The organism is Streptococcus ruminantium (genome assembly GCF_003609975.1).
GTDB classification, from domain to species: Bacteria; Bacillota; Bacilli; order Lactobacillales; family Streptococcaceae; genus Streptococcus; species Streptococcus ruminantium.
The window spans coordinates 1,736,738-1,756,772 of record NZ_AP018400.1 but is presented as its reverse complement, the minus strand read 5'-3'; the positions used below and the strand labels follow the sequence as shown (position 1 = coordinate 1,756,772).

The 20,035-nt window shown below is 40.9% G+C and carries 18 protein-coding genes; 15 read left to right on the top strand and 3 right to left on the bottom strand.

The window, feature by feature from the left end:
• Positions 1-198: 198 nt before the first annotated feature.
• The gene (locus SR187_RS08325) at positions 199-942 is read right to left on the bottom strand and encodes an amino acid ABC transporter ATP-binding protein (RefSeq protein WP_024531869.1); all 744 of its coding nucleotides are present in this window, start codon (positions 940-942) and stop codon (positions 199-201) included.
• Complete coding sequence (locus SR187_RS08320; protein WP_120172179.1) at positions 935-2,497, bottom strand: ABC transporter substrate-binding protein/permease; 1,563 nt, start codon at positions 2,495-2,497, stop codon at positions 935-937. Before SR187_RS08320 ends, SR187_RS08325 begins: the two co-directional genes overlap by 8 nt.
• A 131-nt stretch (positions 2,498-2,628) precedes the next feature.
• On the opposite strand from SR187_RS08320, the gene SR187_RS08315 reads away from it, so the two are divergent.
• From SR187_RS08315 to sufB, 9 genes are all read left to right on the top strand, one after another.
• Positions 2,629-3,465 (top strand): undecaprenyl-diphosphate phosphatase, encoded by an 837-nt coding sequence (locus SR187_RS08315; protein ID WP_024531871.1) that lies wholly within the window; start codon positions 2,629-2,631, stop codon positions 3,463-3,465.
• A 210-nt stretch (positions 3,466-3,675) separates the two neighbouring features.
• Entirely contained in the window at positions 3,676-4,398 is a 723-nt protein-coding gene (gene mecA / locus SR187_RS08310) for an adaptor protein MecA (protein ID WP_024531872.1), read from the top strand.
• Positions 4,395-5,555, top strand: coding sequence for a glycosyltransferase family 4 protein (locus SR187_RS08305; protein ID WP_120172178.1), 1,161 nt, complete (start codon positions 4,395-4,397; stop codon positions 5,553-5,555). The genes mecA and SR187_RS08305 overlap by 4 nt, the downstream gene beginning before the upstream one ends.
• Before the next feature lie 92 nt (positions 5,556-5,647).
• Positions 5,648-6,421, top strand: coding sequence for a Fe-S cluster assembly ATPase SufC (sufC, locus tag SR187_RS08300; RefSeq protein ID WP_024531874.1), 774 nt, complete (start codon positions 5,648-5,650; stop codon positions 6,419-6,421).
• Between the two features lie 16 nt (positions 6,422-6,437).
• Positions 6,438-7,700, top strand: a complete 1,263-nt coding sequence (gene sufD / locus SR187_RS08295) for a Fe-S cluster assembly protein SufD (RefSeq protein WP_120172176.1) — start codon at positions 6,438-6,440, stop codon at positions 7,698-7,700.
• A 28-nt stretch (positions 7,701-7,728) separates the two neighbouring features.
• Entirely contained in the window at positions 7,729-8,271 is a 543-nt protein-coding gene (locus tag SR187_RS08290; protein WP_231996434.1) for a GNAT family N-acetyltransferase, read from the top strand.
• A 15-nt stretch (positions 8,272-8,286) separates the two neighbouring features.
• A complete protein-coding gene (locus tag SR187_RS08285; protein WP_120172173.1) occupies positions 8,287-9,507 on the top strand; it encodes a cysteine desulfurase in 1,221 nt (406 codons plus the stop codon).
• Positions 9,494-9,934 carry a Fe-S cluster assembly sulfur transfer protein SufU gene (gene sufU, locus SR187_RS08280; RefSeq protein WP_120172171.1) on the top strand — a complete coding sequence of 147 codons (441 nt, stop codon included), beginning with the start codon at positions 9,494-9,496 and terminating at the stop codon, positions 9,932-9,934. Before SR187_RS08285 ends, sufU begins: the two co-directional genes overlap by 14 nt.
• A 173-nt stretch (positions 9,935-10,107) precedes the next feature.
• Entirely contained in the window at positions 10,108-11,523 is a 1,416-nt protein-coding gene (sufB, locus tag SR187_RS08275) for a Fe-S cluster assembly protein SufB (protein WP_120172170.1), read from the top strand.
• A 233-nt stretch (positions 11,524-11,756) separates the two neighbouring features.
• Here sufB and pbp3 read toward each other — a convergent pair whose 3' ends face one another.
• Positions 11,757-12,998, bottom strand: a complete 1,242-nt coding sequence (gene pbp3, locus SR187_RS08270) for a D-alanyl-D-alanine carboxypeptidase PBP3 (protein WP_024531879.1) — start codon at positions 12,996-12,998, stop codon at positions 11,757-11,759.
• Between the two features lie 210 nt (positions 12,999-13,208).
• Here pbp3 and SR187_RS08265 point away from each other — a divergent pair, with 210 nt between their 5' ends.
• The 6 genes from SR187_RS08265 to SR187_RS08240 all read left to right on the top strand — a co-directional run bounded on the left by SR187_RS08265 (position 13,209) and on the right by SR187_RS08240 (position 20,034).
• Entirely contained in the window at positions 13,209-14,996 is a 1,788-nt protein-coding gene (locus tag SR187_RS08265) for an oligopeptide ABC transporter substrate-binding protein (RefSeq protein ID WP_120172168.1), read from the top strand.
• Positions 14,997-15,380: 384 nt separating this feature from the next.
• On the top strand, positions 15,381-16,379 hold the full coding sequence (locus SR187_RS08260; protein WP_120172167.1) for an ABC transporter ATP-binding protein: 999 nt from the start codon (positions 15,381-15,383) through the stop codon (positions 16,377-16,379).
• A gap of 4 nt (positions 16,380-16,383) precedes the next feature.
• Positions 16,384-17,325: an ATP-binding cassette domain-containing protein gene (locus tag SR187_RS08255; RefSeq protein ID WP_029751314.1), complete on the top strand. Its 942-nt coding sequence runs from the start codon at positions 16,384-16,386 to the stop codon at positions 17,323-17,325.
• A 1-nt stretch (position 17,326) separates the two neighbouring features.
• Positions 17,327-18,283: an oligopeptide ABC transporter permease gene (gene opp4B, locus SR187_RS08250; RefSeq protein WP_024531883.1), complete on the top strand. Its 957-nt coding sequence runs from the start codon at positions 17,327-17,329 to the stop codon at positions 18,281-18,283.
• A gap of 10 nt (positions 18,284-18,293) precedes the next feature.
• Entirely contained in the window at positions 18,294-19,196 is a 903-nt protein-coding gene (locus SR187_RS08245; protein ID WP_024531884.1) for an ABC transporter permease, read from the top strand.
• Positions 19,197-19,668: 472 nt separating this feature from the next.
• Positions 19,669-20,034 carry an Asp23/Gls24 family envelope stress response protein gene (locus SR187_RS08240; RefSeq protein WP_024531885.1) on the top strand — a complete coding sequence of 122 codons (366 nt, stop codon included), beginning with the start codon at positions 19,669-19,671 and terminating at the stop codon, positions 20,032-20,034.
• The last annotated feature ends 1 nt before the right edge of the window (position 20,035 follow it).

Here is a 20,035-nt window from a genome sequence, read left to right as displayed (position 1 = left end):
GGTTTCTCTCTTTTTGGGTTACAATGTAAAAAATTGAGCCTGGGACAAAAAGATTTTGAGTTTAGGAATCCTGCATCATCTATTATTATTCAATAAAATTGCATATATAAAAACGAACAAAGACTAGATTTCTTTTTTGAAATCAATCTTTGTTCGTTTTTTAAGTACAGAATCAGACTTTTCCAAAGTCAATTATTTTTATCCGAGAAAACGTTGAAGAAATTCACGTGTCCGCTCCTCTTGTGGGTTTTCAAAGATTTGCTGTGGGCTTCCTTCTTCTGCTATGACACCTTTATCCATGAAGATAACACGATCAGATACATCCCGAGCAAATTCCATTTCATGGGTAACGATAATCATAGTTAGACCTGATTTAGCTAAGTCCTGCATGGTTTTGAGAACTTCTCCGACCATCTCTGGGTCTAGGGCAGAAGTTGGCTCATCAAAGAGGATTACCTCTGGATTGACAGATAAGGCACGAGCAATGGCAACACGTTGCTTTTGTCCACCTGATAACTGGCTTGGTTTAGCAGTCCAATACTGCTCTGTCATGCCGACCTTGTTGAGATTTTCTTTGGCAATTTTTTCCGCTTCAGCTCGATCACGTTTTAAAACAGTGGTCTGTGCTACGATGGCATTTTCTAAAACATTAAGGTTATTAAAAAGATTAAACGACTGGAAAACCATACCCAGCTTTTCGCGATAGGTTGTCAGATTGTAGCCTTTGGCAAGAACGTCTTGGTTGTGGTAGAGAATCTGCCCTTCAGTTGGAATTTCCAATAGGTTAATAGAGCGAAGGAAAGTTGATTTTCCTGAACCGGATGAACCGATAATAGAGATGACTTCCCCCTGTTTAACCGTGACGGAAATACCTTTGAGGACTTGATTCTGCCCATAGGATTTTTTGAGGTTTTTGATTTCTAAGATGACAGGATTAGTCATGGAGCACCTCCGTTTGCATTTGGTTGGCACCTGTTGTGTAAGTATCAGTGTCCAAACGTTTTTCAATGGCACGTAGGATACGAGTTACAGTAAAGGTTAAAATAAAGTAAATAATAGCGATAACTGTGAAGGTTTGGAAGTACTGATAGGTCTGAGTTGCGACAGTATTTCCTGAGAAGTAGAGTTCGACAACTGAAATGACGTTCAATACAGAAGTATCTTTAATATTGATGACAAATTCATTACCAGTTGCTGGCAAGATGTTGCGGATTACCTGAGGAAGAACGATTTTACGCATGGTTTGGTTGTGGGTAAATCCAAGAGCCGTTGCCGCTTCAAATTGTCCCTTGTCAACAGCAAAGATGCCTCCACGAACAATCTCGCTCATATAAGCACCGGTATTGATGGATACGATGAAGATGGCTGCTAGAGTGCGGTCAAGGTTTAGACCGAAGGCTTGGGCAGTACCATAGTAGATAACCATAGATTGTACAATCATTGGGGTACCGCGGAAAATTTCGATATAAATATTGATTATCCAGCCCAACAGCTTTTGACCAACAGCTAGGGCTTTATTGGTTGCCTTTGGAGCAGTGCGGAAAATACCGATTAACAGTCCAATTACTGTTCCGACAATGGTACCGATAATTGAAATGAGGAGCGTCATTCCTGTACCACGAAGAAGTTGTTGCCAGTTATTGACGACGATGTTCCAAACCTGAGAGAAAAAGCTAGGTGTTTCTTCGCTGGCTTCTTCAACTGGTTGGTTTTCAATCATATTGTCCATGAGAGAAACTTGATCGTTTTCTGATAGTGTGGTCAGTACTTCATTGACCTGAGTGATGCGAGTATCTTCTTTGCGCATACCAACTGCAATGGTTACATCCTCGGCCTTGGTTTTAAAGCCTTCAGTAAGTTCAATCATTTTGAATGCTTTATTGGCAGCTTCTGCGGTACGTCCTTCTGGACGCTCGGAAACATAGGCATCAATGATACCGGATTCCAAGGCTTGACGGATTTGAGAAAAATCTCCCATGGCAGTTTGCTTATTTGCTCCCTTGATTTGGTTAATCAAATCATAGAGATAGACTCCCTGTTGGGCAGTGATTTTGGCACCTGCAAAGTCAGTCAAGCTTGTTGCACTTGCGTACTGACTATCTGAGCGTACTACCAATGTGGGAGTGGAAGTGTAGTAGCTATTTGAAAAAGCAATTTCCTTTTTGCGTTCTTCGGTTGGACTCATGCCAGCGATAATCATATCAATTTTTTTAGATGTAAGAGCTGGAACCAATCCTTCCCATTTAGTCTTGACGATTAGCAATTTTTTGTCCATTGCTTGAGCAATTTTTTTGGCAACTTGGACATCGTATCCATTGGCGAATTGATTGGTGCCTTCAATGGGAGCCGCACCATTACTGGCATCCTCTTGGGTCCAGTTGAAAGGAGCATAGGCTGCTTCCATACCGACTCGAAGGTATTCATCTGCTTTAACCTCTGTTACCATAGAAAAAACAGTAATGAGTGCCAGCAGAAATATGCTGAGTTTATGTTTCATAATTTCTCCTTTTTAATGCTATTACACCATTTTATTAAAAATTCTGACAAATTTCAATATCCTTGCACTATGAGTATGTTATTTTTTTATGATATGATATAATGTAGAGAATTGATGAAAAGGAGCTTTATATGTTGCTAGAGTTATTGAAAGCTATATTTTTAGGGCTTATTGAAGGAATTACAGAGTGGTTACCTGTGTCCTCTACTGGACATTTGATTTTAGTTCAAGAATTTATGAAACTAAATCAAAATAAACAGTTCCTAGAGATGTTTAATATTGTCATTCAGCTGGGAGCTATCTTAGCGGTTATGACAATTTACTTTAGAAAATTAAATCCCTTTCAGCCTGGAAAAACTCAGCGTGAGATTCGATTAACTTGGCAACTATGGGCCAAAGTTGTCATTGCTTGTATTCCGTCAATCTTAATTGCAGTTCCTTTGGATGACTGGTTTGAAGCGAACTTTAATTTTATGGTACCGATTGCCATTGCCTTGATTGTCTATGGTGTCGCTTTCATCTGGATTGAGGATCGCAATAAAGATGTGGAGCCTCAAGTGAAGGACTTGGCGAAAATGAGTTATAAAACAGCCTTGTTGATTGGGTGTTTTCAAGTTTTGAGTATCGTTCCGGGAACGAGTCGATCAGGAGCGACGATTCTAGGAGCTATCATCTTGGGGACTAGTCGGTCGGTGGCAGCTGATTTTACTTTTTTCCTCGGTATTCCAACCATGTTTGGCTACAGTGGTTTGAAGGCTGTTAAGTATTTTTTGGATGGCAATGGACTCAATCTTGAACAGATATTACTCTTATTGGTAGCTAGCGTGACAGCCTATCTTGTATCGCTGGTTGTCATTCGCTTCTTGACTGATTTTGTGAAGAAACATGATTTTACTGTTTTTGGTTATTACCGTATTGTTTTGGGGGCTGTCCTATTGGTTTACTCCTTTGTTACATTTTTATTTTAAGAGCAGGGTTCCCTGCTTTTCTTTTGTCTTTCGGGGCTGCTTTTAGTATAATGGTGGAAGATATGCATGAGTATTGAGAATAGTCAGTCATGCTCTATGAAAACCAAGGTGATGTATTATCAACAGTTTTAGATGGCTTTTGCTTCTTAGGCTATTTTGGCTTTTTATTGAGTATAAACTTGAGAACACTGACGATTGAATGAGGTGGTTATGAAAGTAAAGCAAATTAGTGATTCTACCTTAAAAATCACTATCAAATTGGATGATTTGGAAGAAAGAGGCATGGAACTTTCTGACTTTCTTATCCCACAGGAGAAGACAGAAGAGTTTTTCTACACAGTTCTGGATGAGCTGGACTTGCCGATGACTTTCCGCGAAAGTGGTATGCTGAGTTTCCGTGTGACACCAAAGCCTGATCGGGTTGACATTTTTGTGACCAAATCTGATTTGGATCAAAATTTGAATTTTGATGAATTTACAGATTTGTCTGACCTTGGTGATGTTGCCAGCATGACTCCAGATGAATTTTTCAAGAGTTTGGAGCAGACGGTCCGTGAGAAGAGTGCCGCAGATGTAGCTGCTGTCCACCATCTAGAAGATATTGAGCAGGCAGAAGAGGATGAGGACGGAGAGCAAGAACGGTATATCTACTATATTTTAGAGTTCAAAAAGATTGAAGAACTGTTTATTTTTGTTGGTACGGTTGACTATTCGATTGAAGAATCGGAACTTTATAAGATGGATGGTTACTATTATCTGACAGTTCTTGTTGATATAGAAAACCGTTCCAAGCAATATCCAGAGCACCTTCTTTCACGTATGTTAGAGTTTTCCAACGATACAAAATTAGCAAGACCTGTCTTGCAAGAACACGGGATGCTCCTCCTCTCCCATGCAGCGATTGAAGAGCTTAGAAAGGTTACAATAGCATGATTCCCTTCGCCCTAAAGTACATAATGGTTATTATTTCGACCATGGTTATCTCAGCGGTTGTAACGCCTTTAGTACGTTTTTTGTCTCTGAGGGTTGGGGCTGTTGATAATCCTAATGTTCGTCGGATTAACACGGCACCTATGCCTTCAGCGGGGGGACTGGCAATCTTTATTGCCTTTACTTTATCGGCTTTATGGTTTTTGCCAGGTATCGTGGCTCATATCAGCTATCATGGAAGCTACTTGAATTATATTTGGCCTCTTGTGGTAGCCTCTAGTATTATTGTTGCGACAGGTTATATTGATGATGTCAGAGAACTAAAGCCTGTTCCTAAGCTGTTAGGGATTGTTGTAGCTGCGGCTCTTATCTGGATTTTTACTGAATTTCGTTTTGATAGTTTTAAGCTCCCTTTCGGTGGTCCCTTGATTCACTTTCCTGTATGGCTATCTTTTGTATTGACAGTCTTATGGATTGTTACTATTACGAATGCTGTGAATTTAATTGATGGACTAGATGGTTTGGTGTCGGGAGTATCTGTTATTTCCTTGACCACGATGGGGATTGTGTCATACTTCTTTTTACACGACAGTAACATTTTTTTGACGCTAACTATTTTTATCTTGGTAGCAGCTATTATTGGTTTTTTGCCTTACAATTACAATCCGGCAATTATTTTTCTAGGTGATACGGGTGCTCTCTTTATTGGATTTATGATTGGGGTTTTATCGCTTCAAGGATTGAAAAATTCTACAGCCGTCGCTGTGGTGACACCGATGATTATTCTGGGAGTGCCGATTACAGATACAGTCGTAGCCATCATTCGTCGGAAATTATCGGGTCAAAAAATCTATGAAGCAGATAAGATGCATTTGCACCATCGCTTGTTATCGCTGGGATTGACCCATAGGGGGACCGTGTTGGTAATCTATGCGATTTCCTTCGTGTTTTCCCTGACTTCACTCTTGCTTAATGTTTCTAGCCGAATTGGAGGAGTTCTTCTTTTGGTAACCATGGGTTTGGGAGTTGAAATTCTCTGCGAATTGATCGGTATTTTTGGAGTCAATCGGATGCCTCTACTTAATCTTTTGCGCTTTATCGGCAATAGCAGTTACCGGCAAGAGAGAGTTGCTAAGTACAAAGAACGCTTCAAAAAGTAGACAAGAACATGGGAATGTTTCTAAACATGATAAGAGCCAGTTGGCTCTTTTTTTGTTATAATATGAAAGGAGAAAATGAAAAGGAGAACAGCATGTCGATATTAGAAATAAAAGACCTTCATGTGGAAATTGAAGGGAAAGAAATTCTTAAAGGAGTCAATTTGACTCTGAAAACCGGTGAAATTGCGGCTATTATGGGACCGAATGGAACGGGAAAATCAACTCTTTCGGCAGCTATCATGGGAAATCCTAGCTACGAGGTAACCCAAGGGGAAGTCCTCTTTGATGGTGTCAATATTTTAGAATTGGAAGTAGATGAGCGCGCTCGTATGGGACTTTTCCTCGCTATGCAGTATCCATCAGAAATTCCTGGAATTACCAATGCGGAGTTTCTTCGTGCAGCCATGAACGCTGGCAAGGAAGATGAAGATAAGATTTCGGTCCGTGACTTCATTACCAAGTTGGATGAAAAAATGGAACTGCTCAATATGAAGGAAGAAATGGCAGAGCGCTATCTCAATGAAGGTTTCTCAGGTGGTGAGAAGAAGCGCAATGAGATTTTACAATTACTCATGCTAGAGCCAACTTTTGCCCTGCTTGATGAGATTGACTCAGGTCTAGATATTGATGCGCTAAAAGTTGTGTCTAAGGGAATTAACGCCATGCGTGGTGAAGGCTTTGGAGCGATGATTATCACCCACTACCAACGTCTTCTCAACTACATCACTCCTGATGTTGTCCATGTCATGATGGAAGGCCGTGTTGTGCTTTCAGGTGGGCCAGAATTGGCACAACGTTTGGAAAAAGAAGGCTATGTTCAGGTTGCTGCTGAACTTGGCATTGACTATAAAGAAGATGACATTTAGGTCTTTGGAGGAAGCGATGACCAAAGATAGAATCAAAGAATTTTCACTAGAACAGGCAGAGCCAACTTGGTTGACGGATATTCGTCTTAAAGCATTTGACAAAATCGCAGAGCTGGATTTTCCAGTTGTTGAACGTGTTAAATTTCACCGTTGGAACTTAGGAGATGGAAGTCTAGCAGTTAACGAAGCAATTGGTGCGGTTCCTGATTTCACTTCTCTTGGAGATAATCCCAAGCTGGTTCAAGTCGGTAGTCAGACTGTTTTGGAACAATTACCAATTGAGCTGGTAGAACAAGGTGTAGTCTTTACAGATTTTGCTTCGGCGATGGATGTGATTCCAGATATTATTGAGAAGTATCTAGGATCTGCGGTTGCCTTTGATGAACACAGACTTTCTGCCTACAATACAGCTTATTTTAATGCAACGGCCGTTCTCTATATTCCAGATAATGTAGAGGTTGAGCAGCCTGTTGAAGCGCTGTTCTATCAAGATAGTACAAGCGCTGTTCCATTTAACAAACGCGTACTGATTATTGCTGGAAAAAATAGTAAGCTAAATTATCTGGAGCGTTTTGAAAGTCTAGGAGATGGTGCTTCTCCAAGTACTGCGAATATCATTGTGGAAGTGATTGCGCAGGCAGGGAGTCAGATAAAATTTGCAGCCATTGATCGACTTGGTAAGCATTTGGATACCTATATGGCGCGTCGTGGTTTGCTGGGCAATGATGCCAGCATTGACTGGGCCTTGGGACTTATGAATCAAGGAAATGTGGTTGCAGATTTTGACAGTGATTTGAAAGGAAACGGTAGCCACGCTAATCTCAAAGTTGTTGCGCTCTCATCTGGTCGTCAGGTGCAAGGTGTTGATACGCGTGTGACGAATTACGGTCACAATTCGGTCGGCCATATCTTGCAACATGGCGTTATTTTAGAGAGTGGTACCCTGACCTTTAACGGAATCGGCCATATTATTCGCGGAGCCAAGGGAGCAGATGCTCAACAGGAAAGTCGTGTGCTTATGCTGTCGGATAAGGCGCGCTCAGATGCTAATCCGATTCTTCTTATTGATGAAAATGAGGTGACAGCGGGTCACGCAGCCTCTATCGGTCAGGTAGATCCAGAGGACATGTATTATCTCATGAGCCGTGGTTTGGATCGGGCAACTGCAGAGCGCCTAGTTATCCGCGGTTTCTTGGGCTCTGTTATTACAGAAATTCCAGTTAAGGAAGTTCGTGACGAACTGGTTGCTGTTATTGAGGAAATATTGACAAAGAGATAGAGCTACTATTGTAAAAATGGAGAAAATGATGACACGAACGATTTTGACGGTTGATTTGGTTTCCTTGAAAACTGAAGAACACGAAGAGTTTATCAAAGCCAATCAAGAATCCTTTAATTATGGTGCCTTGGAAGAATTTGGTCCAAGACATACCTATTTTGAAGAAGAGGGGCAAGTCATTGCTCGCAATACTATTCTCAGATCGTTGCAGCATGGACAAGCTTATTGGATTATTCTGGATGGACGGCGAGTTGGTGGTCTGATTTTGATGATAGAAGGTGAGCGAGGGGAGTTGGAAACACTCTTTACTACTCCTACCATTCACAGTAAGGGGATTGGTTTTGCAGCCTGGATAGCTGTGGAACAAACCTTCCCGCAGGTTAAGATTTGGGAGACTGTTACTCCTTATTATGACCAACGCAATATTCATTTCTATGTCAATCGCTGTGGCTTTCATGTTGTAGAATACTATAATCGTTTCCATCAAGAGCCGATACTAGGAGAAGAAAACCATAATATGCTTGAACAATTCCCGGAAGGTTTCTTCCGTTTTGAAAAACAGATGCAATAAACAAGAGGAAATAGCATGTTAGAACATTGTAGAGCAGATTTTCCAATTTTAGACCAAGTGATTAACGACGAGCCTCTGGTTTACTTAGATAATGCTGCAACGACCCAAAAACCTCAGCAGGTTCTCTCAGTGCTTGCTGATTACTATCATAACGATAATGCCAATGTCCATCGTGGGGTACACACCCTTTCAGAACGCGCAACAGCTCGTTATGAAGCCGCTCGTCAAACAGTTGCGGATTTTATCAATGCTAAATCTAGTAAGGAAATTTTGTTTACAAAAGGAACGACTACCAGTCTTAACTGGGTCGCACATTTTGCTAGAGAAGTTCTCCAGCCAGACGATGAGGTTATTCTCTCGGTTATGGAACATCATTCTAATATTATTCCCTGGCAGCAGGTTTGCAAGCAAACAGGTGCTCAGCTCCGCTATGTTTACCTAAAGGATGGAGAATTGGATATAGATGGTTTGAGGAAACTTTTATCTTCAAAGACCAAGTTTGTATCTCTGACTCATATTTCCAATGTTTTGGGAAGTATTGTTCCTATTAAGGAAATAGCAGAGCTGGTACATGAAGTTGGAGCCTACTTGGTTGTGGACGGTGCCCAATCAGTACCTCATATCAGTATTGATGTTCAGGACTTAGATGTAGATTTTTTCGCTTTTTCAGGTCACAAAATGTTGGGTCCTACAGGCATCGGAGTTCTCTACGGTAAGGAAGCTATTCTCAACCGCATGTCTCCGATTGAATTTGGCGGTGAGATGATTGATTTTGTCTATGAGCAGTCAGCTACATGGAAAGACCTTCCATGGAAGTTTGAAGCCGGAACCCCTAATATTGCAGGAGCGATCGGTCTGGCTGCGGCTATTGATTACTTAAATGAAATTGGTATGGAGGCCATTCGCTGCCATGAGGAGGCATTGATTGCCTATATTTGGCCCAAGTTACAAGCTATTTCAGGTTTGACGATTTATGGCAGTCAGGATGTGGCTAAGCGGACAGGCTTGATTGCTTTTAACTTGGATAATTTGCATCCGCATGATGTAGCGACAGCCCTAGACTATGAAGGTATTGCTGTACGGGCTGGTCATCATTGCGCTCAACCCTTGCTCAAGTATCTGCAGGTTGCTGCAACTGTCCGCGCTAGCTTCTATTTTTACAATACCCAAGCGGATTGTGATAAGTTGGTTGAGGCTCTCATAAAAACGAAGGAGTTTTTCAATGGCTCTGTCTAAATTAGATTCTCTTTATATGGCGGTTGTTTCAGAACATTCCAAAACTCCTCGTCACCGTGGTAGTTTGACAGGAGTTGAAAAGATAGAACTTCATAATCCAACCTGTGGTGATGTGATTGAATTGTCAGTTCAGATTGAAGAAGGTGTGCTCACAGATATTGCCTTTGATGGCGTTGGTTGTGCTATTTCAACAGCTTCAGCTTCCATGATGACAGAAGTTGTCCTAGGAAAAAATATCCATCAAGTTCTTGAACTTGCAGCAGTATTTTCGCAAATGGTTCAAGGACAGGCAGATGAGCGTCAAAAAGACTTGGGAGATGCCTCGCTTTTGGCTGGAGTTGCCAAATTCCCGCAACGGATCAAATGTGCGACCTTACCTTGGAATGCATTGAAGAAGGCTGTCGAGTGCCAGACAGAAAACAAATAATATGGAAAGGACTGTTCAGCTTACAAAGCTAGCTGAACATGCCCTAAAAGTGAGAAGGAAAAATTGTTTGACAAAGAAGTAAGGTTATCGGAGATGAATCTTCTGGTATGCCGATACATATAGTTATTTCCTATCCTATTCTCACTTTCTTAATGGGCTTTGTATCTTAAATTATGTCAGAAGAAAGAATTGAACCAACCCCAATTGACCTTGGGGAATATAAATTCGGTTTCCACGATGAAAATATTGAGCTGGTAGCTTCGACGGGTAAAGGTTTGAACGAAGAAATCATTCGTGAAATCTCCCGTATTAAAGGCGAGCCAGATTGGATGTTGGAATACCGTCTCAAGTCTTACGAAACTTTTAAAAAAATGCCAATGCAGACTTGGGGAGCAGACCTGTCTGAATTAAATTTTGAGGATATTGTCTACTATCAGAAACCATCAGATAAGCCAGCTCGTAGCTGGGATGATGTACCAGATAAGATTAAGGAAACATTTGAGCGCATTGGTATTCCAGAGGCAGAACGTGCCTATCTAGCTGGTGCCTCTGCTCAATATGAATCCGAAGTTGTTTATCATAATATGAAAGAAGAGTATGACAAGCATGGTATTATTTTCACAGATACCGATACTGCTCTCAAGGAGTATCCAGAACTCTTTAAGAAGTACTTTGGAAAACTTGTTCCTCCATCGGATAATAAATTAGCTGCCCTCAACTCGGCAGTTTGGTCAGGTGGTACCTTTATCTACGTGCCAAAGGGAGTGAAACTGGATATTCCTCTTCAGACTTACTTCCGCATCAATAATGAAGGAACAGGTCAATTTGAGCGAACCCTCATCATTGTGGATGAAGGTGCCAGTGTACACTATGTAGAAGGTTGTACTGCTCCAACATATTCAACAGCCAGTCTTCATGCTGCTATTGTAGAAATCATTGCTCATGAGGGAGCTTACATGCGTTATACGACCATTCAAAACTGGTCAGATAATGTCTATAATCTCGTTACCAAGCGTGCTCGTGCCGAAAAAAATGCTACTGTCGAGTGGATTGATGGAAACCTTGGTGCCAAGACAACTATGAAATACCCTGCGGTTTATTTGGAGGGAGAAGGAGCGCGTGGGACGATGCTTTCTATTGCCTTTGCTAATAAGGGACAGGTCCAAGATACGGGGGCTAAGATGATTCATAATGCTCCGCGAACTTCATCGTCTATTGTATCCAAATCTATTGCCCGTGGTGGTGGGGAAGTAAACTACCGCGGTCAGGTTACCTTTGCCAAAAACTCGGCTAAGTCAATTAGCCATATCGAATGTGATACTATTATTATGGACGGAATCTCCAAATCAGATACCATTCCATTCAATGAAATTCATAATTCACAAGTAGCTTTGGAACACGAAGCTAAGGTGTCAAAAATTTCAGAGGAACAACTCTACTATCTCATGAGTCGAGGTTTATCCGAGTCAGAAGCAACAGAAATGATCGTTATGGGCTTTGTCGAACCATTCACCAAAGAACTCCCAATGGAATATGCAGTCGAACTTAACAGATTGATTGCCTATGAAATGGAGGGTTCAGTGGGATAGTTTGCTGAGAACTTGAATAGTCTTAAAGCTGTTCAAGACCGTTAAACTATCCACTGAAGTGACAGATAGAGACCGATGGTAGTCGCTCCGCGCCAGAATCTTATTGCTTGACAATCAGTTTTCTTGCACTCGTTGGAGATAGAAGTAGTTGCAAAAAACTTCTAACTGGGTTTTAAAATACATCATTTGTAAATAAAAAATAATGCGTTGGAAACAGAACCAACGCATTATTTTTATAATTTTTCGTTGACGTAGCGGACAAAGTGATTCCACCAAGAGATCGGCCAAGAAGCTTCCTTCATATCACCTGGTAATACCATATCTACGCTAGCTTGATCAGCTATATAGCCTTTTCCGATAAGGTCTTGATCTTTCAATTGAAGTTTACCAATCAATGTTCCGGAGGTGAGAGGGGCATCAATTTCTTTTTTATTTGTTGTAAAAGTTGCAGTTACTGCTTTATCCGTTTGGTTTCGTCGGACAACATAGAGGTCTGAAGCTGCTACGACTGGACTGGTTTCTTTTTCTCCATTGAAAACCTTAATCTGACTATTTTCAAAGGCTTCTCCCTTCTTTACAAGAGGGACGATAGAAAAATTGGAGTAAATATAGTTCATAAGATTGTTTGTTGCTACGAAACGATTTTCTGGAGAAGTTAGACCATCAGTAGTGTTTAGTACAACGGTAATAATACGCATACCAGCTTGTTGGGTGGTTGCTAAAAAGCTCGAACCGGCTGAATTGGACGTTCCTGTTTTCAAACCATCAACCCCTTTGCGAGCATGTGTCCCTTGATTGAGCATCTGATTGGTATTGTAATAAGTATGCCCTCCAAAGTCATAGGCGCTAAGTGCACTAATATCAAGGACTTGTGGATAGTCAAGGATTAATCGTCGCGCAATGATGGCCACATCCAAAGCTGAAAACATGTTGACATCTTCTGGACTGGAACCTGGGTAAATATGCTCCCCTAAGTCTTTGTTATCTAAACCAGATACATTGACAATCTTAGTATCTGTGATCCCCCACTCTTTGACCTTTGCTTTCATCTTATCAACAAAGGCGGCTTCGCTTCCTGCTATTTTTTCGGCTAAGGCGATAATGGCACTGTTAGAGGATGTAATCAGCGAAGCATTTAGTAGGTCGCGCACAGAATAAGAACGTTCATCCAGATTGACGTTGCTCAGTTCTGAGTTTGCAGTAAGCTGATAAGGATAATCAGAAATGCTTACCGGTGTATCTAAAGTAATTTCGCCTTTTGCCAAGGCTTCATAAACCAGATAAATACTGAGAATCTTAGTGATGGATGCAACGCTTGCTTTAGTTTCTGCATCCTGATCGTAGAGAATCTTTCCACTGCTGACCTCAACAGCGACAGCATGCTTAGCAGCGACAGAAAAATCTTTGGCCAAGATTGGACTGGATCTGATAAAAAAAGTAGCTACTATTATAAATGATAAAAAAATTTTCCGCATAATCATTCCTCTGACTATTATTTACCTTATTATATCACAAGTGATGTAAGAAAAAATTGGAAAAAATATGTAAAAAATAAGAAAATGATGAAAAATTATGTTTTTACAAAATTTTCTGACAAAAAGACTTTATTTAAGAAAATTTTATGGTATAATAGTGGTCATAGACATACTATGATGTGTCAAACAAAAAGGAAACAGAGGTGTTTTATGAAGAAGACAACGAAACTTTTTGCACTTGCTGGTGTGACTCTCCTCTCAGTAGCGGCTCTTTCAGCATGTGGTTCTAAGAAATCGAATACTGCAAAGCAAGATTTGTCATTCCCATCTGAAGTAAAACAAGAGGGAACTGCTGTTGCGGGTGCTCAACTGAAGGTTGCTTGGGTCTCAGCTACAACTTCAACAGGTCTTTTGATTGACGAATTGACTTCAAATACCACTGACTCAACATTCGGTGGCATGGTTGATATTTCAATGTTTGGCTATGATGGTGACCGCAAGTTAGACGATTCAGGTCTTGCCAAGGCTGAGTTTGATGTAAAAGGGAAAAAAGTAAAGATTAGCTTGACAGGTAAAGACTACAAGTGGTCTGATGGTCAACCGTTTACTATCAACGACTATATCTTCACCATCAAGGCAATGGCAAGCAAAGATTATACCGGTGTTCGTTTTGACGATAGATTTTTGAATATTGTTGGTATGGAAGAGTTTGTTGCTGGAAAAGCTTCTGACATCTCTGGTATTAAGAAAATTGACGACCATACAGTGGAACTATCCGTAAAAGAAGTATTCCCGTCAATGATGTATGCTGGTGGTAAATTGCCTGCCTTCGTACAACCTGAACACATCTACAAAAACATTCCGGTCAAAGACTGGGAGAGCAGCGAGTACTCACGTACAGCTAAGATTGTAGGTATGGGACCTTGGAAGATCAAGGAAATCGTTAACGGTGAGTCTATCACATACGTTCCAAATGAGCATTACTTCAAGGGTGCGCCGAAAACAAGCTCGATGAAGGTGGATATTGTGTCACCTGATACAATTGTTGCTGAAATGAAGGCTGGTAACTACGACATTGCGGATATGCCATCAGATCAGGTGGATTCGTATAAAGGCTTATCTAACCTTAATATTGTCGGTAGCCTTGACTCAAGTTATGAATATATCTCCTTTAATCTTGGTAAATATGATAACGATCAGTCCAAAAATGTGATGGACGAAAATGCTAAGATGAATGATGTGAAACTTCGTCAAGCGATTGCTCACGCAATTGATACGAAGACGGCGGGCGAGAAATTGTACCATGGTCTTTACCACCCAGCTAAGTCATTGATTATCTCATTCTTCGGTGATCTTCATGATTCAGAATTGGAAGGCTACACTTACAATCCAGAAAAAGCTAAGAAACTCTTGGATGAAGCTGGTTATAAGGATGTAGACGGAGATGGTATCCGCGAAGGTAAAGATGGTAAACCATTCAAGATTTCGTTCGCAGCTCGTAAGCGTACAGAAGCTAACGAAGCCCTTATGCAGCAGTACCTTGCTTGGTGGAAAGAAGTTGGCTTGAATGTTGAGCTGTACACAGGGCGTACAATTGAAGGTAATACATTCTATGAAATGATTAAGGCGAATGATGCAAACATTGATATGTATGCTGCCGGTTGGTCAACAGGTTATGATCCAAACCCAACAGGTCTCTGGGGTCCAAATGCGAAGTTTAACATGTCACGCTTTGTTTCTGATGAACATACTAAATTGCTAGAAGCATTTAAATCAGAAGAAGCATTTGACGAGAAGAAAAATCTTGAAAACTACAAGGCATGGCAAAAATATGCTGCTGATCAGGTATTTGCTATTCCAACATTTGAGTCGGAAGTCTTGGTTGCTCTCAACAAGCGTGTGAAGAACTATGATACTAAACTTGGATCAGCGTCAGGCAATGGTCTTGCTTATGAAAATATCGAGCTTCTTGCAGACAAAGGTGAAGCTGCGAAATAAAACAATGCAAATAGCATAAACTCTGGAAAAGCCAACTTGTTTGGCTTTTTTCAGATGGCTATTGGAATTTTCAGATAATTGTGGTATAGTAGAACCAGTACACAAAAATGAGCCGTACTCTATGAATATCAAAACGACACTGTGCCGACTAGTTTTGATGAACCTCATCTCTATACTACAGTTTGGTTTTTTTGCCTATTTTGATTTTCATTGGGTATTTAGGAACATTTTTTGCCCGTTGTTAGTCATGATTGGGTGAGGCTTGAGACTCTGAATCCGATTGACAATAGGGTAGGTAGATAACAGTCAGTTTATAAACTTGATAATCGTAAGAGTGTCGAATTGATTGAGCTTGATTGACTGACACATAAAGGAGGAAAAAGCGTGGCTACTGAAAAACCGCTTTTAGACATTAAGGATTTACACGTCGGTTTCCGCATTGGAGATGATTATTTTGATGCAGTTGACGGTGTTGATATTTCATTGCAAAAAAATGAAATCTTGGCAATCGTTGGGGAATCAGGATGTGGTAAATCAACTTTGGCAACGACTATTATGGGCTTGCATAATCCCTTGAACACAAAAATTTCAGGGAGCATCCAGTACAACGATATGGAATTAGTTGGCATGGATGAAGCCAAGTACAATACTGTGCGTGGTAATGATATTGGCATGATTTTCCAGGATCCTTTGGCTTCTTTGAATCCATTGATGACCATTGGTGCGCAGATTGATGAGGCACTTTTTTATCATACAGACTTGGATGTCAATGCTCGGACAGAACGTGTTTTAGAATTGTTGGCACAGGTTGGTATTCCAAATCCCAAGCGGACATTTAAACAGTATCCACATGAACTTTCAGGTGGTATGCGTCAGCGTATTATCATCGCTATGGCTCTTTCCTGTAAACCACCGATTATCATTGCCGATGAGCCGACAACAGCCTTAGATGTAACCATCCAAGCTCAAATTCTGGACCTCTTGAACGATGTTCAGGCTGAAACTGGATCTGGTATCATTTTGATTACTCATGACTTGGGTGTTGTGGCGGAAACTGCTGATCGTGTTGCGGTTATGTACGGTGGACAATTTGTTGAAGTAGCTCCAGTTGAAGAGCTCTTTACAAATCCGAAGCATCCGTACACTCGTTCGCTCTTAAAGTCAAATCCACAGGCTGGTAGTGAAGGTGCAGACCTCCATGTTATTGAAGGCATTGTGCCACCGATTACCAAGATGCTCCGTAAGGGCTGTCGTTTTGCGCCGCGTATTCCTTGGATTGGTGCGGAAGCGCATGAAGAAAATCCAAGCATGCATGAAGTAGGACCGGACCATTTCGTTCGTTGTACTTGTCATGAATCATTCTATTTTGAAGGGGAGGCCTAACATAGTGGGATTTATTGAAGTAAAAGATCTAAAAGTCCATTATCCAATTCGTAGCGGCTTCTTTAACCGTGTGACAGATCATGTTTATGCTGTGGATGGTGTCAGCGTTGAATTTGAAGAAGGAAAAACCTATGGTTTGGTGGGGGAGTCCGGCTCTGGTAAGTCGACAATCGGTAAGGCTATTATTGGTCTAGAGCGTGCTACATCCGGTCAAATTATCTACGAAGGACAGGATGTAACCAACAAATCACGTGGGAAAAAAGGAAATTTCAACCGTGATGTTCAAATGATTTTCCAAGATTCTTTATCAAGTTTCAATCCGAAAAAGCGTATTTTAGATATTATCGCTGAGCCGATTCGTAATTTTGATCGTCTTTCTCCAGATGAAGAGAAGAGGAAAGTTCTTCAGCTTCTGGATACAATTGGTTTAAATGAAGAAGCTCTGATTAAGTATCCTCATGAATTTTCAGGTGGTCAGCGTCAGCGTATCGGTGTCGCTCGTGCTCTAGCGAGTAATCCTCGTTTGATTATTGCTGATGAACCAGTTTCAGCCCTAGACTTGTCCGTTCAAGCTCAGGTGTTGAATTACATGAAGCGTATCCAAGATGAGTTCAAACTCAGTTATCTCTTTATTTCCCATGACCTCGGTGTTGTACAACACATGTGTGATGAGCTTTTCATCATGTATCGTGGTCGTTTCGTCGAAACTGGTAATAAGGATGATATTTACGAAAATCCACAACATATCTATACCAAGCGTTTGCTGTCTGCAATTCCAACAATTGATCCAGTCAACCGCTTGAGAAATAAAGAAAAACGCTTGGCTGCTGAAAAAGAGTATCAAGAAAAGCAAGGTCTTTACTATGATGAACGTGGTCGTGTCTATGATTTGAGGGCTTTCTCTGCGACCCATCGAGTAGCCCTTCCAGAAGGAGGTAAGAACTAATATGTGGAAAACAGTATTACGACGATTGCTCATGATGATTCCACAGATTATCATTTTGAGTGTCATTGCTTTCTTCGTTGCCAAATTGATGCCAGGGGATCCATTTACAGGTTTGATTGATCCGTCTATTGATCCGGCTGTTATTGAAAAATTGCGTATTGAAGCAGGCTACTACGATCCAATTCCTGTCCAGTATTTCCGTTGGGTTGGGAATATCTTGCAGGGTGATTTTGGTCAAAGTGTGCTATTTAAACAGCCTGTTTTAGATGTTATCATGCAGCGTCTAAACAACACCATTTGGTTATCCCTTTTGACAATGGTTTTAACCTACGCAATTGCCCTTCCATTGGGGATGATTGCGGGACGTTACCAAAACTCTCTAGCAGACAAAATTATTGGTGTATATAACTTCTTGACTTTCTCAACACCAACTTTTGTCTTTGCTATTCTCATGTTGTGGATGTTTGGCTTTAGTTTGGGTTGGTTCCCAACTCGTGGGTCAATTGAGAGTGGTGTTGTAGGTCTATCGGCTGTGCTCAGTCGGCTTCATCACATGATTTTGCCAGCTATTACCATGGCTATTCTGTCTACAACAGTCACGATTCAGTATCTCCGTACAGGAATTATTGATGCTAAGGGGCAAGACTACGTACGTACTGCTCGTGCCAAAGGGGTCCCTGAAAGAGTGGTTTACAACCGTCACATTTTCCGTAACTCTATTTTGCCGATTGCTTCATTCTTGGGTTACGAATTGACAGGTTTGATTGGTGGTTCGATCTTTATTGAAAATATCTTTACCTATCCGGGTGTAGGTCAGTTGTTCTTTAACTCTATTTCTAGTCGTGACTATAGTGTTATCTTGGCCTTGCTTTTGATTTTTGGCTTTGGTACGCTTTTGGGAACATTGATTTCAGATATTATCATGAGTATTGTGGACCCACGTATTCGTGTGAAATAGGAGGAGCATCGTGAGTAAAGAGAATAAAAAACAAGTACAGTCAGCTTCAACTCCTCCAGGTGGCCTCCGTGTCATTGCGCGAGAGTTTATGAAGGATAGAATAGCACTAACGTCTTTGATTATCTTGGTAACGGTTCTTTTAGTCGTTTTCATCGGTGCTCTTGTCTTGGATCAAGAACAAGTCATGAAGGTTAACCTTTTGGGGCGATATTTGGAACCAGGGGTAGATGGCTACCTTTTGGGAACGGATGAAGGCGGTAGGGACATCTTTGGTCAATTGATTATTGGTGCTCGTAATTCAATCGTCATTGGCTTTGCCATCACTATTATCACAAGCATTATTGGTATATCTGTAGGTCTTGTTTCTGGCTACTATGGTAATCGTTTGGATGGCGTTTTGATGCGTATTGTAGACTTCATTATGATTTTGCCAGTGCTGATGCTGATTATCGTTTTCGTAACGGTTATTAAGAACTATACGATTTATCACTTTATTCTGATTATGAGTGGTTTTTATTGGACGGCTAAAGCTCGACTGTTTCGGACAAGAACACTGTCAGAGGCCAGCTTGGATTATGTTAATGCCTCAAAAACATTGGGGACGAGCGATTTTGTGATCATGTTCCGTGAGATTTTGCCAAACTTGAGTTCATTGATTATCGTTAACCTGACCTTGAACTTTGCAGGGAATATCGGTATCGAAACATCGTTAACCTACCTCGGATTTGGTCTTCCATCAACTGTACCGAGTTTGGGTACCTTGATTGCCAATGCTCGTAATGCAGATATTTTGGAGAATAAGACCTGGATTTGGTTGCCAGCAGCGATTTTCATCCTTGTGATGATGCTATGTATCAACTATGTCGGTCAAGCCTTCCAACGTGCAGCAGATGCTAAACAGCGTTTGGGCTAGTATTCCTTAACAATAAGTTCCGAACGGTTGAAAAAATTCGTAGGTGCTTTGGGTTTACTAACTAAGAAATAGTACTGGGAATAATTCAAGTTCTAAATGGCTCTTGTAAGTACCTGCACTTGAATGAGTTGAGCAATTTACTCTTTCTAAGCTCAAATAGCTACTCTTTTAGCTGTTTGGGCTCGTTTGATTTTATCAAGTATCAGACGTACGGAGTTCCATTAGGGACTCTATTTTTGCTGTCTATCTTTTATCATTTGGATGATAGAGAAAATATTGGTTCTTTAGGGTAATTTTAAACAATTTGAGCGTATTTTAACTCACTTTGCTTTTGATCTCTATCAATACTCCCTGAGTTAGTGGAGTAAAAAGTCAACGAAAAGACGATAGAATCAGATGTAACAAGCTTGTTTTTTACAGAAAATAGAAAATGTGTTAAAATGGAGTGATAAAACTATTTGAGGTAACAAATATGACTGTTAAAATCAATACTAAAGACGGCCAAATCGAGTTGACTGACGACGTGATTGCCACAGTTGTCGGCGGTGCTACGACTGAGATTTTCGGTGTGGTTGGAATGGCTAGCAAGTCTGCGATTAAGGATAATTTTCAGGCTCTTTTAGGGAAGGAAAATTATTCTAAAGGTGTTGTCATCAAGACCATGGAAGATGGTCGCATTGCAGTCGATGTCTACACTGTGATGAGCTACGGTGTGAAAATTAGTGAAGTATCTCGCAATATCCAAGAACGTGTCAAATTTAACTTGGAAAATCAATTGGGGATCTCTGTGGATGCCGTTAATGTTTTTATCCAAAATATCAAAGTCGTAGGAGAATAAT